Consider the following 15181-nt stretch of genomic DNA (forward strand, 5'->3'; position numbering starts at 1 on the left):
ACAATTTCGCACTTTATCCACGTCCTGCGAGAACGCGGTCAATGAACGTCCACGCCCTGGCTTCCGCCGATACCCTCGATGCCGTCATCGCCGCCCTGCCGGCCGGCCTCCCTGCCGCCGAGAAGGCCCTGCTGGAGCGTTTCGCCCGAAGCTTCTTCGAGCGGCTGCCGGAGGACGAGCTGGCGTCCCGGCCGGCCGCCGACTGGGCCGCAGTAGCCCGTTCCTTCCTGGCCTTCGCCGGCCAGCGCGAGGCCGGCCGCGCCAAGGTCGCGGTACTCAATCCGACCCAGGCCGCCGACGGCTTCGAGAGCACGCACACCGTGGTGCGCATCGCCAACGACGACATGCCCTTCCTGGTCGACTCGGTGCGCATGGCGCTGTCGCAGTTCGGCCTGACCCTGCACCAGATCGCGCACCCGGTGATGCCGATGCGCCGCGATGCCGCCGGCAATCTGCAGGCCGTGGGCGAAGGCGCCGCCGAATCGCTGATGCACCTGGAGATCGACCGCCAGGCCGACGCGCAGGCCATGGCGGCGATCGGCCAGGCCATCGAGGCCGCGCTGGTTGACGTGCGTGAATCGGTCGCCGACTGGCAGCCGATGCGCGCGAAGATGCTGGCCATCGCCGAAGACCTCGGCTCGCGGCCGATGCCGGTGGACGCCGCCGGTCGCGCCGAGGCGCAGGCTTTCCTGCGCTGGGCCGCCGACAACCACTTCACCTTCCTCGGCTACCGCGAGTACGAAGTCGTCGACCGCAAGCTGGCGGCGGTGCAGGGCAGCGGCCTGGGGCTGCTGCGCGGCAAGGACCATCTGGTGCAGCCGCGCCCGATCACCGGGCTGGCCGCGGCCGACCTGGCCCCGGGCCAGAAGCTCGACGCCCTGATCCTGACCAAGACCAATGCCCGCGCCACGGTGCACCGTCCGGGGTACATGGACTACATCGGCGTGCTGGTGTTCGACGAAAAGGGCATCGCGGTGCGCGAACAGCGCTTCCTCGGTCTCTACACTTCCAGTGCCTACAACCGCCGCCCGTGGGAAATCCCGCTGGTGCGCCAGCGCCACGAACACGTGATGGCGGCTTCGGGACTGGCCCTGACCAGCCACAGCGGCAAGGCCCTGCGCCACATCCTGGAAACCCTGCCGCGCGAGGAGCTGTTCCAGTCCAGCGCCGAGGAACTGCAGCGCACCGCGATGGGCATCCTGGGGTTGCAGGAGCGCGCGCGCACGCGCCTGTTCCTGCGCCGCGACCGCTACGGCCGCTTCTTCTCCGCCCTGGTGTACATCCCGCGCGACCGGTTCAATACCGGCATCCGCCAGCGCATCGAAGCGCTGCTCATGCAGGAGCTCAACGGCGAGCGACTGGACCACAGCGTGCAGATCGGTGAGTCGCCGCTGGCGCAGTTGCACCTGGTGATCCGCCCCAAGGCCGGCGCGCCGGTCGAATTCGACCAGGACAAACTGGAAGCGGCGCTGGCCGGCATCGTGCGCGACTGGCACGACGAGCTGCGCGAGACCCTGGTCCGCCAGCACGGCGAAGAGCAGGGCCTGCGGCTGTTCCAGCGCTATGGGCGCGGACTCCCGGCCGGCTACGTCGAGGCGGTCAGCGCCGAAAACGCGGCGGCCGATGTTCTGCAGGCGTCCAAGCTGCATGGTCAGAGCGACCTGCGCATCGTGTTCTCCCGCGGTGAGGGCGAGACCCTCGGCTTCAAGCTGATCCGCAAGGGCAGCGAGATCGCGCTTTCCGACGTGCTTCCGGTGATGGAGAACCTCGGCCTGCGCGTGTTGGCCGAGCATCCCTACGAACTTCTGGTCGACGAGGAGCGTATCTCGATCCAGCACTTCGAAGTGCAGTCGCTGCGTGGCGAGATCGACGTGGATGCCGCCCGCGTTCCGTTCGAGGAAGCCTTCGCCGCGGTCTGGCGCGGTGACGCCGAGAACGACGGCTTCAACCGCCTGCTGCCCAGCGCGCGCCTGGAGTGGCGCGACATCGCCATGCTGCGCGGTTACGCCAAGTACTCGCTGCAGACCGGCGTGCCGTTCTCGCAGCCGTACATGGAAGACGCGCTGCAGCGCTATCCGGTGATCGCGCGCCTGCTGTACGAACTGTTCGCCGCCCGCTTCGAGCCGGGCCGCGAGCGGCCGCTCGACGCCGCCGGTCAGAAGGCCCTGCACGACCAGATCGCCTGGCTGCTGCCCAAGGACCGCCGCGCCGCGCTCGACACCATTCCGCAGGAAATCGCCTCGGCCCGCGCCCTGGACCGCAACGCCCAGATCGACGCCTGCACCGACGCGCTGGAGATCCTGCTCGACAGCGTCGTCACCAGCATCGACGACGACCGCATCCTGCGTGGCTTCGAGGCCCTGATCAACGCGACCCTGCGCACCAACTTCTACCAGAAGAAGGGCGGCGCGCACCGCGACTACATCAGCTTCAAGTTCGATCCTTCGAAGGTGCCGGACCTGCCGAAACCGCGGCCCTATCGGGAAATCTTCGTCTACTCTCCCTTTGTCGAGGGCGTGCACCTGCGCTTCGGCCCGGTGGCGCGCGGCGGCCTGCGCTGGTCCGATCGCCGCGAGGATTTCCGCACGGAAGTGCTGGGCCTGGTGAAGGCGCAGATGGTGAAGAACACCGTCATCGTGCCGGTCGGTTCCAAGGGCGGTTTCGTGGTCAAGCGTCCGCCGGTCGGCGGCGACCGCGACGCCCAGCTGGCCGAAGGCATCGCCTGCTACAAGCGGTTCATCAACGGCCTGCTCGACATCACCGACAACCTGGTGAATGGCGAGGTCGTTCACCCGGTCGATGTGGTTCGCCACGACGGCGACGACCCGTACCTGGTGGTCGCCGCCGACAAGGGTACCGCCACCTTCTCCGACATCGCCAACGGCATCTCGGCCGAGCACGGCTTCTGGCTGGGCGACGCCTTCGCCTCCGGCGGTTCGGTGGGTTACGACCACAAGGGCATGGGCATCACCGCCAAGGGTGCGTGGGAGTCGGTCAAGCGCCACTTCCGCGCGCTGGGCATCGACAGCCAGTCGCAGGACTTCACCTGCGTCGGCATCGGCGACATGTCCGGCGACGTGTTCGGCAACGGCATGCTGCTGTCCAGGCACATCCGCCTGGTCGCCGCGTTCGACCATCGCCACATCTTCCTGGACCCGAATCCGGATTCTGCGCGCAGCTTCGTCGAGCGCGAGCGCATGTTCGCGGTGCCGCGCTCGAGCTGGGAGGACTACGACAAGTCGCTGATCTCGGCCGGCGGCGGCATCTACCCGCGTTCGGTCAAGTCCATCGCCATCACCCCGCAAGTGCGCGCGGCGCTTGACCTGCCCGAGGGCACCGAGCAGATGACGCCGATGGAGCTGATGAACGCCATCCTCAAGGCGCCGGTGGACCTGCTGTGGAACGGCGGCATCGGCACCTACGTCAAGGCCAGCAGCGAGACCCACGCCGACGCGGGCGACCGCGCCAACAACGGCCTGCGCGTCAACGGCAACGAACTGCGCTGCAAGGCGGTGGGCGAGGGCGGCAACCTGGGCATGACCCAGCGCGGCCGCATCGAGGCCGCCATGGCCGGCGTGCTGGTCAACACGGACTTCATCGACAACTCCGCCGGCGTGGACACCTCCGACCACGAGGTGAACATCAAGATCCTGCTCTCGGCCCCGGTCAAGCGCGGCGAGCTCAGCCAGGAGCAGCGCAATGCACTGCTGGCGAGCATGACCGACGAGGTCGGCGAGCTCGTGCTCAACGACAACTACCGCCAGAACCAGGCCATCAGCCTGATGGAGCGCATGAGCGTGTCCCGCCTGGGCTCGTTCGGCCACTTCATCCGCACGCTCGAGGGCCAGGGCCTGCTCGACCGCGCCATCGAGTTCCTGCCGACCGACGCCGAACTCAACGACCGCAAGTCGCGCGGCCAGGGCCTGACCCGCCCGGAGCTGAGCGTGCTGCTGAGTTACGACAAGATCGTCGTATTCAACCAGATGCTCGATTCGGACGTGCCGGAAGATCCCTACCTGTCCAAGGAACTGGTGCGGTATTTCCCCAACGCCCTGCAGCAGAAGTACGCCCAGGACATGGAGAACCACCGCCTGCGCCGCGAGATCATCGCGACCGCGGTCACCAACTCCACCGTCAACCGCATGGGCTCGACCTTCATCCTGCGCATGCAGGAAGATACGGGCGAGACGCCGGCGCAGATCGCCAAGGCCTACACCATCAGCCGCGAAGTGCTGGACGCGCGCGAACTGTGGGCCGGCATCGACGCCCTGGACCTGAAGGTGCCCGAGAGCGCCCAGCTCGAGGCCCTGATGGGCATCTGGCACCTGCAGCGCAACATGACCCGCTGGCTGCTCAACCGTCCGGGCGAGAACCTCAACATCGCCGAGAAGGTCGAGCGCTACGCCGCCGGCGTCGCCGCGATGCGTAAGGCGATGGCCGACGTGCTGCCCGCCGGCGCGCGCGCCGAACTGCTGGCCGACCAGGCCCGCTGGCGCCAGCTCGGCTTCCCGGAAGACCTGGCCGGCGCTTTCGCCAGCCTGCCGTTCCTGGCCTACGCCCTGGACATCGTCGAGGTCGCGATCGAGAAGGGCCTGTCGGTCACCGACGTGGCCGCGGCGTATTTCGGCCTGTCCGACGCGCTGCACACCAAGTGGCTGATGGACAGCGTCGAGGCGCTGCCGGTCGAGGGCCGCTGGCACGCTCAGGCCCGCGGCGTGCTGCGCGACGAGCTGCAGGCGCAGCAGCGTGCGCTGGTGGGCCAGGTGCTGGCCTCTGCCAAGCCCGGCACGAAGCCGGAGGCGCTGGTGGAGCAGTGGCTGGGCCGCGACGACGCGACGCTCAAATACACGCTGGGCATGTTCGCCGACATGCGCAACCTGCGCGGCATGGACTATCCGACCCTTTCGGTGGCCGTGCGCCGCCTGGCCCAGATCGCCAGCGCCGGCGGGCGCTGAGTCCGCCTGGAACCGCGCCCGCCCGGGACGGGTGGGCGCGGGGTTTTCCCTCCGCCAGTGATGGCAGGGTCGGGGAAGGCGGCCGCGATGTCGCGGCGCCCTCCGGAGCCGGTCGCGGCTGAAGCCGCTCCTACAGTAAGCTCGGCCCCATGAGCCTGCCTGCCCAGCCGCGTATCGCCTTCCTCGCCAGCCCGACGCCGGAAGCACAGGCGGCGCTGGCCAAACTCACCGCCACGCACGGCCAGGCCGCGCCCGACGGAGCCGATGTCATCGTCGCGCTCGGCGGCGACGGTTTCATGCTCCAGACCCTGCACCGCCACGGCACGCTCGGCCGGCCGGTGTACGGCATGAAGCTGGGCACGGTCGGCTTCCTGATGAACCAGCACCGGCCCGAGAGCCTGATCGAGCGCCTGCATGCTGCCGAGGCGACCGTGCTGCGGCCGCTGGAGATGGTGGCCACCACCGAATCGGGCGCCACCGTGCATTCCCTGGCCTACAACGAAGTCTCGCTGCTGCGCCAGACCCGCCAGGCGGCGCACCTGCGCGTCTACCTCAACGGCCAGGTGCGGCTCGACGAACTGGTCTGCGACGGCGCCCTGGTCGCCACGCCGGCCGGCAGCACGGCCTACAATTTCTCCGCGCACGGCCCGATCCTGCCGCTGGGCTCGCAGGTGATCGCGCTGACGCCGATCGCGGCGTTCCGGCCGCGGCGCTGGCGCGGCGCGCTGCTGCGGGCCGACACCGAGGTCAAGCTGGAGGTCCTGGGCGGCTACAAGCGCCCGGTCAGCGCCACCGCCGATTCGCACGAGGTGCGCGACGTGGCCGAGGTGGTGATCCGCGAGTCGCGCGAGCGCACCGTCACCCTGCTGTTCGACCGCGAGCACAACCTCGAGGAACGCATCCTCAACGAACAGTTCATCAGCTGACGCGTCGCAACCGCCGAGACCCCGTTCCGCCACACTGGACCCCATGAGCCCGCTGTCCTCGCCCCCCGTCAAGCCCTCCGACCGCCTGATCGTCGCGATCACCGCACGGGCCCTGTTCGACCTGGAGGACAGCCACGCGCTGTTCCAGTCCAGCGGCCTGGACGCCTACGCCGAGTTCCAGCGCAGCCGCGAGAAGGAAGTGCTGGGGCCCGGCATCGCCTTCCCGCTGGTGCAGAAGCTGCTGGCGCTCAACGCCGGCGCCGAGCCGGAAACGCCGCGGGTGGAAGTGGTGCTGCTTTCGCGCAACTCCTCCGACACCGGCCTGCGCATCTTCAACTCGATCCGGCATTACGGCCTGGGCATCGTGCGAGCGGTTTTCACCAGCGGCGCCGAAACCTGGCCCTACATCAGGCCCTTCGGCGCGCAGCTGTTCCTGTCGGCCAACCCGGCCTCGGTGCGCAGCGCGCTCGAACACGGCTTCGCGGCCGCGACCATCCTGCCCGCCAAGGCCTACGAGCCTTCGCATCCGCAGCTGCGCATCGCCTTCGACGGCGATGCGGTGATCTTCGGCGACGAGTCCGAGCGGGTGTCGCAGGAGTCGGGTCTGGCCGCCTTCCACAGCAACGAGGCCAACCGGGTCAACGAACCGCTGTCGGGCGGGCCCTTCCGCGGCTTCCTGGCGGCCCTGCACGAACTGCAGCAGGCTTTCCCGCCAGGCGACGACTCGCCGATCCGCACGGCCCTGGTCACCGCGCGGTCGGCACCGGCGCACGAACGCGTCATCCTGACCCTGCGCGAGTGGGGCGTGCGCCTCGACGAGGCCATGTTTCTGGGCGGCCGCGACAAGGGCCCCTTCCTGCAGGCCTTCGGCGCCGACATCTTCTTCGACGACAGCCGGCACAACATCGAGAATGCGCGTCGGCACGTCGCGACCGGGCATGTGCCGTTTGGGGTCACCAACGAACGATAGGAAATAGTGGGGGAGGAAGTAGGAAGTAGAGATGGCAAAGGCGGGCAGGGCCGAGCTCTTCTCCACTTCCTACTTCCTTTCCACTACTTCCTCGCTCTTGGCGCGTAAACACCCCACGCCGCCGCGGTCACCGCCGCCCCCAGCGCAAACGCCAGCTCGCCACCCCCGGCGCTCTCCCACGCCAGCGCCGCCATCGCCGCGCCCAGCACGCCGCCGACGCCCTGGCTGAAGCCGAAGAACAGGCTCTGGCCGGCGCCCGCGCGGCGGCCCGGGAAGAAGTCCGCCATCAGGCGCATGCAGCAGGCGTAGAAGGTGGCGAAGCTCAGCGCATGCGTGGCCTGGGCCAGGACCATGATCGGCAGCGAATCGGCGAAGAACGCGGTGAGCAGCCAGCGCAGCACGGTTACCGCCAGGCAGGCCAGCAGCAGGCGCGAGGCGCCGTAACGCGCGATCAGCCGCGGCGCCTGCCAGAACATCAGGATCTCGATCAGCACACCCACCGCCCACAGTCCACCGATCACCGCCCCCGAATGCCCGTTGGCCTGCAGGTGCAGGGTGTAGAACACGTAGAACGGCCCGAAGCCCATCTGCATCAGCAGCGCCACCACCAGGAAGCGGCGCACGCCCGGACGTTTCCACAGGTGGCCGGCATCGCCGCCGGCATCGGCCGGCGCCGGCGGCGTGTCGTCGCGGTGCAGCCACGCCGCCAGCACCATCGCGGCGAACAACGGCAGCGACAGCCACGGGAACGCATCGCCGCCGAAGCGGTCGAGCAGGGCGCCATAAGTGCCGGCGACCACCAGGAAGCCGATCGAGCCCCAGACGCGCAGGCGCCCGTACAGGTCGCTGCGCGGCCCCAGCGCGGTCAGCGTCATCGCCTCGAACTGCGGCATCACCGCGTTGTAGAACAGGCCGAACACCGCCATCACCGCCAGCAGGGCCCAGGCGCTGCGGGTGAACAGGAAGCCGGCGAAACAGCCCAGGGTCAGCACGCAGCCGGCGAAGAACCAGAGCCCCGGCTGCGTGCTGCGCCCCGTCAGTGCCGCCCAGGCCGGCGGCGCCAGGATGCGCGTGCCGTACCACAGGCCCAGCATGCCGCCGACGACGTAGCCGCCATGGCCCAGCGCGTCCACCCAGCGCCCGACATAGGGCGTGTAGGCGCCCAGTGCGGCGTAGTAGCAGAAATAAAACAGGGAAAAACGCCGGAGACTCGCGTCCATGCGGGGTGCCTGAATGAAAACGGCCGGACCCGAAGGCCCGGCCGTCATCATCGCCGGTTTGCCCGGCGCCCGGAACTAGCGTTCCACCCCGCGCCCGCGCACCGGGACCACCGGAGCCACCGGCCGCACGACCGGGCTGGCGCCGCGTTCGCGCACCGCCAGCTCGCGGGTATCCAGGGTGCCCATGCGGGTCTGGTCCTTGAGCTCGAGGAAACGCAGCTCGTAGGGCGCACCGAAGCCGGTGGGCACATGCCCGCGCTGGAAGGCCAGCGACAGGTTGCGCTGGCCCGGCTGCAGCCAGGTCGCCGCCTGCGCCTGCGACACCGGCCGGCTGACGCCGTCGCGTCCGGTGGCGTAGAGCGTGCCGCGCAGCTCGTAGCGGCCCTCGGCCGCGACCTGCACCGGCAGGTCGAAGCGCAGGGCCGCCGCGTTGAAGGCCACGCTGCCGGCGAAGCGGGCCGTCGGCCGCGTGATCTCCACCGCGGTTCGGGCGTCACGCTGCACGCTGGCGCCGCCCTGCACCTGGCCGGCGAACAGCTGCACTTCCCACAGGCCCGGTTCGTGGCCGGCTTCCAGCGGCACCGTCAGGCGCGCCTTGCCGCCGCCGAAGTTCAGCGGGTAGCTGCGCCCGGAGGGCGAGACCAGCTGGCCCTCCAGTTCGCCGCCGGGCAGCGGGCTGGCGCCGCGCTGCATCACCGCCGCCACCTCGAGGGTGTCGCCGGCCAGCAGCTGGCCGCGGGCGGCCTGGGCCTTGAGCACGTAGGGGCTTTCCGGTTCGTACACATGCACCAGGTAGCGGTCACGGGCCTTGGGCAGCTGCAGCTGGAAACGGCCCTGGCCGTGCTCCTTGGCCAGCTGCACGATCGCCGAGCCCTCGGGCACGTCCATGCCCGCCTGGCGCAGCTGGGCGGCGTTGGCGGTGCGCTGGAAGCTTTGTGGCTGCGCGATCGTGCGGCCGGACTTGGAGACGCGGATCAGCGACGGATCCACCGCGGCGCGGCCGTCGACCGGGCTCAGGCGGATCACGGCGCCGGGCGCGCTGGTGTCGATGGGAATGCCGCGCTGCAGTTCGGCGGCGTCCACCTGGGTCCAGTACTCGCGGCTTTCCGCGAGGTGGGGCGCCGGGCGCGACAGCCCGGCCATCGGGTCCAGGGCCCAGGCGAAGGACACCGGCTGGCGCTCGAAGTCGCCGGGCGGCAGCGGCGCCGCCACCAGGCGCGAGGGCGAGGCATCGCCGTCGCCGGGCGGCAGCAGGTTGGCGGCCTGGGCGGTGGACGCCAGGGCGAGGCTCATCACGCAGGTCAGGAGGTTCTTGTTCATGGCTCAGGACCTCATGTCGGTGCGCAGGATGGTGTCCAGGCCGAAGCAGGCGCGGCGGCTCTGGTTGTGCGACAGCGGCTCGCTGCCGGCCATGCGGCTCTTGTCCTGGAACCAGACGCTGCCGGCCGCCGACTGGCTGCTGCAGTTGAGGAAGCCGTCCGAGCAGGAGTTGAGCCACAGCTGGGTGGTTTCGAGGCCGACGTTCTCGGCGTAACCGCCGCAGTAGCTGTCGCCGTCCCAGATCGCCGAATCCACGTCGGTGCCGACCACGCTGCGGAAGGTCTTGGGCAGGGCGGGGCGGCCGCTGGTGCCGTACAGGTAGTTGGCGTTGTAGCTGGCCATCCAGCTGGTCTGCTGCATGCGCACGGCGTCGTTCTTGTAGCCCAGCAGCCAGCCCAGCGCGCTTTCAAAGACATTGCCGGCGATCACCGCATCGGCCAGCGGCGTGCCGGCCGAGGACGGCGCCAGCGCGTTCACCCGCACGGTCTTGCTGATGATGTTCGGATAGCGGCTGTCCCAGGTCGGGTTGGACAGGATCCAGCGCATGACGTTGCCGCCGTTGCTGTGGGTGATGACGATCAGCCGGGTGATGCCGCGGTTGTTGATGAAGGTCGTCAGCTGCCCGGCCAGGCAGCCGGCCGCCGCGGTGTCCCACATGTACTTGGTGAAGTCGCAGTTGATGACGACGTAGTTGTTCGGATCCACCAGGCCGCCGCGCACGTTGTTGACGAACTCGGGCTTCCAGTAGTCCGCGGTGGCATTGGTCTGCTTGCCGGTGCCATGCACGAAGGCGACACCGGTGTTGGCGTTGCACACGCTCGAAACGACCGCCAAGGCGGCCAAGAGTAGATAGCGCACGATCCCTCCCCAGGAACTCGATGCGTAACGCGGATCCCCGTCCTTGCGTCGCCACGTCCGGGTGAAGCCGGTGCTCCCCTGCGCCGGCGTATGGCCGTTCACACTACGGCTAAATCCGTGATCGTCAACACATTTCGATGCTGCGATGCGGCAGGGTATGGAGCCGCGCACCGTACGCGGGCGCGCCGGGTTGCGCAGTATCGCTGTCGGCGGGTGCAGCCCCGGGGGGCGGCCGGACAGGCGGGCCGGGGCGCTGGCCGTGAAGGCGGGCGAGGCGGGGACAGCGGCTCGCAGCAGCGGGACGCGGGTTCAGAACTCGAGGTCGAGCGCCGCGCAGAGGTAGTCCACCAGCGGCACCAGCCCCCTGAATCCCGCGACCACCGACTGCCGCAGGCGCGGGCCGAGCACGATGCTGTCTTCCAGCGCCATGCCGGCGGTGAAATCCTTGCGCTTGAGATCGTCGATCAGCGGATGGTCGGCGGGATAACCGCGCGGCGGCCGCACCAGGGTCTCGCCCCACATCTCGTACTTGCGCCGGAATGCCGGCGCCCGCACTGCCGCGGTCCAGCCGGCGGGGTTGTCGAGCATGAAGTTGCGGATGCGCCGCTGCGTCTCCGGCTCCGGGTGCCAGATGCCGGCGCCCAGGAAACAGTTCCCGGGCTGCACGTGCAGGTAGAAGGACGGCGCCGGCACGGTCTTGCTGCGCTCGTGGAAAAAGCGCGCGCCGGACCAGGTCTTGTAAGGGGTCTTGTCGTTCGAGAAGCGGGTGTCGCGGTGGATGCGGAACAGCGAGCCGCCGGTACCGCGCGGATCGGCGCGGTAGTGCGGGCTGATCGCCAGCAGGTCGGGCTGCAGGTCGGCGATCAGGCGCTGGAACGGCTCCTTCAGGTGCGTTTCGTAGTCGGCGCGGTGCGCGCTGAACCACTCGCGCGAGTTGTTGCGCGCCAGCGCACGCAGGAACTTGAAGCTCTTGTCGCTGAAATAGCTGCTCATGCCAGGGAAGACTCCAGGTCGCGGCCCCAGGCCTCCAGTGCGTCCAGCCAGGCGTGCTTGGGTCCGGGTTCGTTGCTGGCCCGAAGTGTGGCGATCTCGGTGTAATAGCCCGTGAAATCGTATTCGGTCAGCGTGCTGCCCGGCGCCAGCCGGCGGCGGCGGTAGTCGTCCCAGCGCTGGCGTTCGGCGGCATCCAGCGACTCGGGCCAGTTGCGCGCGCGGAAGCGGAACAGCAGCTCGGCGAAGCGCGGGTCGTCGAAGCGCCCGGCGAACTGCGCCAGCTCGGCCACCGGCGCGCTGCGCACGCGCGGGAAAAGGCGTTTGTCGGCGTCGGAGGGAAACCCGTCGTAGAGCGCGGCGTCGGCGTCGGCCGGCTCGCGGGCGGTCTCGGCGGCAAATACCCGGCGCACGGTTTCCGCCAGGCCGGGCGCGGCGCGCAGGCGATCGGCGTGGGCCAGGCAGCGGGCGCGGTCGATGCCCAGGCGCTCGAAGTCGGCTTCGCGCAGGTGTTCCAGCGGCAGCAGGATCGGGCACTTGTTGGTGTGCACTTCCTTCAGCGGCACGCGCCGTTCGCCTTCGGGCAGGTCGGCCCAGGGCGTGTAGAGGCGGTCGGCGATCCCGTCGGCGTCCAGGCCCAGCCAGGCCTCCGGGTCGTCGTCGAGCCCGCAGACGATCACCCGCGAGTCGATCTTCGGGTGCCGCGCGATCGGCAGCACCAGCGCCGCGCAGTGCCGGCTGGCCGGATAGCGCGAGGAGATGTGCAGAACCGGCGTCATGTTGACCACGTCCAGCAGCGCGGCGACCTTGCGCTTCTCGCGCAGCGCGAACGCGTAGTCCCAGAGCCGCGGCTGGGCGGCCTTGAAGCGCCGCGCCAGGCCGATCAGGGCGCGCACGTCGCTCAGGGCCTCGTGCGCCTCGCCCTCGCGCACGCCGTTGGCCTCGGCCAGGTGCTCGAGCTTGAAGCTGGGCGCGCCGTCCTCGCGCAGCGGCCAGACCAGGCCCTCGGGACGCAGGGCCTCGGCCAGGCGCAGCACGTCGAGCAGGTCCCAGCGCGAGTTGCCGTTTTTCCACTCGCGCTCGTAGGGGTCGTGGAAGTTGCGGTACAGGCCGAAGCGCACGAACTCGTCGTCGAAGCGGATCGAGTTGTAACCGACCGCGCAGGTGCCGGGCTGGCCCAGCTCCTCGGCGATGCGCGCCATGAAGTCGGCCTCGCGCAGGCCGACGCTGCGCGCGTGCTGCGGCGTGATGCCGGTGATCAGGGTCGCCGCCGGCGAGGGCAGCAGGTCGTCGGCGGGCTGGCAGAACAGGCTGATCGGCTCGCCGACCGGGTTGAGCTCGGGGTCGGTGCGGACCGCGGCGAACTGGGCGATGCGCGTGCGCCGCGGATCGCGGCCGAAGGTTTCCAGGTCGTACCAAAGGAATTGCGGGGTCGTCACGGACCCGCCCCACGCCAGTGCGCGCCCGGATGCCTGCCGTCGGTTCCGGCGATCGGCCGGAAGACAGCGCGCCCGCCCATGCCAGCGCGGAACCTGTGCCGGTTCGTCATGCCTGGGACTCCAATGGCTCCAGCCGCTCCCGCACCAGCGCGTCCGCCGCCGACAGGTCCACGTCCTCGATCCGGGCGACGCCGCGCGTGGCCGCCACCAGGATCGCGCGCTGCACCTTGCCGCGCTCGAAGGCGGTCGCGTAGGGCGTACGCGTGAAGCTGACCATCGAATAGCGCGGCACGAAGCGGCCCGGATGGCGCTCGGCCAGCACCCGCTCCAGCGCGCGCTGCAGCAGGAAGTCGGCGTCGTCCACGCGGTCGCGCATCTCGACATAGTTCTCCAGCGCCATGGCCTGGATGGCCTCGGCATTGGGCCGGCGCAGGGCCTCGAACGCGGCGAAGGCCGCCTCGAAATCCGCCGCCGAGGCGATGCATTCGTCCAGGGCCACGCAGTCCTCGAAGGCGCAGTTCATGCCCTGGCCGTGGAAGGGCACCATGGCGTGGGCGGCGTCGCCCAGCAGCACCGCGCGGCCGTCCAGATGCCAGCGCTGCAGGCGCAGCGTGCCCAGGCCGCCGATCGGGTTGTTGGTCCAGTCGGCGTCGAACTCCGGCAGCAGCGGCAGGGCGTCGGCGAAGTCGCGGGCGAAGAAGTCGCGCGCCGCCGCCAGGTCCGGCAGGGTGGCGAAGCTCGGGTCACCCTGGCTGGGCAGGAACAGGGTGACGGTGAAGGTCTTTTCGGTATTGGGCAGGGCGATGCACATGTAGCCGCCGCGCGGCCAGATGTGCAGGGCGTGGGGTTCGATGCGGAAACCACCGTCCGGCGCCGGCGGGATCTCCAGCTCCTTGTAGCCGTGGCCCAGCGGCTCGAAACTTTCGCCCAGGGCCAGGTGCGGGCGCAGCGCTTCGCGCAGGCCGGAGCCGGCGCCGTCCGCGCCGAGCAGCACGTCGAACGGGAGCTCGCGGGCGCTGCGTTCGTGGTCGTCGACGAAGCGCACCCGCCGCGCCGCGAAGTCCACCCCGTCCAGCCGCTGATTGAAATGGATGCGGGCGCCGGCGGCTTCGGCGGCGTCGAGCATGGCGATGTTCAGGCGGCCGCGGTGCACCGACCAGATCACCTCGCTGTCGTCGCGGCCGTAGCGCTGCAGCATGGTTTCGCCACCCAGCGGATGCACCATGCGCCCGCGCATCATCACCGCCTGCGCCATCACCGCGTCCTGCAGTCCGGCCAGGCGCAGCGCATGCAGGCCGCGTTCGGCCAGGGCCAGGTTGATCGAACGGCCGCCCTCGTAGCCACGCCGGCGCGGATCGGGGCGTTTTTCGAACACGTCCACCTGCCAGCCGCGGCGGGCCAGGAGGATGGCGAGCAGGGCGCCGGCGAGGCCGGCACCCACGAGGGTGATCTTCTGTTGCGGAGTGGGCTGCACGGGGTCTTGGGTCCGGAGGGGTCAGGCGAGCGGGGCGTCGGCGACGACGCGGTTGCGGCCGCTGCGTTTGGCTTCGTAGAGGGCGCGGTCGGCGCGGTCGAGCGTCGCGGTGATGCTGCCTTCGCCGCGGCGCCAATGCGCCACGCCGATGCTGATGGTGACCGGCACGCCCTGGAAGTCGGCGTCGGCGATGGCGGCGCGCAGCTCTTCCGCCACGGCGCGGCCGTCGTCGAGGCCGCGGTCGAGCAGCAGCACCGAAAACTCCTCGCCACCGTAGCGGAACAGCGGCGTGCCCGGCGCCAGCGCGCGGCCCAGCTCGGCCGCGACCTGGGTGATGATGCGGTCGCCGGCGAGGTGGCCGTGCAGATCGTTGATGGCCTTGAAGTAGTCGATGTCGATCAGCAGGAAGGTGCAGGCCTCGGCGGTGCCGCGCGGGCCGGCCAGCTGCTCGACGGCCTCGTTGAAGGTGCGGCGGTTCAGGCAGTTGCTGAGCGCGTCGTGGTCGGAGTGGTAGCGCAGCATCACCGCCGCGCGCTCCTGCAGCAGGGCATAGGTGAACATGAAGCAGACCAGCAGGCCGTAGCCGCTGGCGAAGCGGATCACGTCGATGGCCGGGATCAGGGGCGCGATCATCGCCGCGGCGTAGACGCCGAAGGCGATCATTGCGACCAGGGCGCGGTCCGAACGCACCAGGAAGACGATCACCGGCGGGAAGATGTAGGCCCAGTGCTGCATCGGCCGGCCGTGGTGGAGCCCGAAGGCCATCACCCCGACCAGCAGCAGGGCGATGCTGACGAAGAAGATGGTGCCGCCCAGGTGCCGCGGCAGCGTCAGCAGTGCCGCGATGCAGGCGCCGGCGATGGCCAGCACGATCCAGGCCAGCTGCGCGGTGTCCGGCAGGTCCAGGCGGGTGTTGACCGTGCCCAGCACGATCATCAGCACGAAGATCAGCACCGACAGCACCAGCGCCACCCGCCAGCGCATCAGCTCGCGCAGCAGGGTGAACGAGTCGCGGCGCAGGGTGGGCAT

General features: G+C 70.0%; 10 protein-coding genes. 3 read left to right on the forward strand and 7 right to left on the reverse strand.

All coding sequences use genetic code 11. From position 1 onward, the window contains the following. Window positions 1-41 precede the first annotated feature (41 nt). From E1B00_RS01455 to E1B00_RS01465, 3 genes are all read left to right on the forward strand, one after another. Complete coding sequence (locus E1B00_RS01455; RefSeq protein WP_139444903.1) at window positions 42-4955, forward strand: NAD-glutamate dehydrogenase; 4914 nt, start codon at window positions 42-44, stop codon at window positions 4953-4955. Between the two features lie 155 nt (window positions 4956-5110). Continuing rightward, on the forward strand, window positions 5111-5881 hold the full coding sequence (locus tag E1B00_RS01460; RefSeq protein WP_139447630.1) for an NAD kinase: 771 nt from the start codon (window positions 5111-5113) through the stop codon (window positions 5879-5881). Window positions 5882-5924: 43 nt separating this feature from the next. Continuing rightward, window positions 5925-6851 (forward strand): 5'-nucleotidase, encoded by a 927-nt coding sequence (locus E1B00_RS01465; protein WP_139444905.1) that lies wholly within the window; start codon window positions 5925-5927, stop codon window positions 6849-6851. Between the two features lie 83 nt (window positions 6852-6934). Here E1B00_RS01465 and E1B00_RS01470 read toward each other — a convergent pair whose 3' ends face one another. The 7 genes from E1B00_RS01470 to E1B00_RS01500 form a co-directional block, all read right to left on the reverse strand. Then, the gene (locus tag E1B00_RS01470; protein ID WP_176693081.1) at window positions 6935-8071 is read right to left on the reverse strand and encodes an MFS transporter; all 1137 of its coding nucleotides are present in this window, start codon (window positions 8069-8071) and stop codon (window positions 6935-6937) included. 75 nt (window positions 8072-8146) lie between these two features. Next, complete coding sequence (locus E1B00_RS01475; RefSeq protein ID WP_139444908.1) at window positions 8147-9391, reverse strand: DUF4785 domain-containing protein; 1245 nt, start codon at window positions 9389-9391, stop codon at window positions 8147-8149. Window positions 9392-9394: 3 nt separating this feature from the next. Further along, a complete protein-coding gene (locus E1B00_RS01480; protein WP_139444911.1) occupies window positions 9395-10249 on the reverse strand; it encodes an alpha/beta hydrolase family protein in 855 nt (284 codons plus the stop codon). Window positions 10250-10558: 309 nt separating this feature from the next. Beyond that, a complete protein-coding gene (locus E1B00_RS01485; RefSeq protein ID WP_139444914.1) occupies window positions 10559-11242 on the reverse strand; it encodes a DUF2461 domain-containing protein in 684 nt (227 codons plus the stop codon). Beyond that, window positions 11239-12678, reverse strand: a complete 1440-nt coding sequence (sbcB, locus tag E1B00_RS01490) for an exodeoxyribonuclease I (protein WP_139444917.1) — start codon at window positions 12676-12678, stop codon at window positions 11239-11241. The genes E1B00_RS01485 and sbcB overlap by 4 nt, the downstream gene beginning before the upstream one ends. A 106-nt stretch (window positions 12679-12784) precedes the next feature. After that, window positions 12785-14152, reverse strand: a complete 1368-nt coding sequence (locus E1B00_RS01495; RefSeq protein ID WP_139444919.1) for an FAD-dependent oxidoreductase — start codon at window positions 14150-14152, stop codon at window positions 12785-12787. A gap of 21 nt (window positions 14153-14173) precedes the next feature. Beyond that, window positions 14174-15181, reverse strand: coding sequence for a GGDEF domain-containing protein (locus E1B00_RS01500; RefSeq protein WP_139444921.1), 1008 nt, complete (start codon window positions 15179-15181; stop codon window positions 14174-14176).

Origin of the sequence: Arenimonas terrae, assembly GCF_006265115.1 — a bacterium.
GTDB lineage: Bacteria > Pseudomonadota > Gammaproteobacteria > Xanthomonadales > Xanthomonadaceae > Arenimonas > Arenimonas terrae.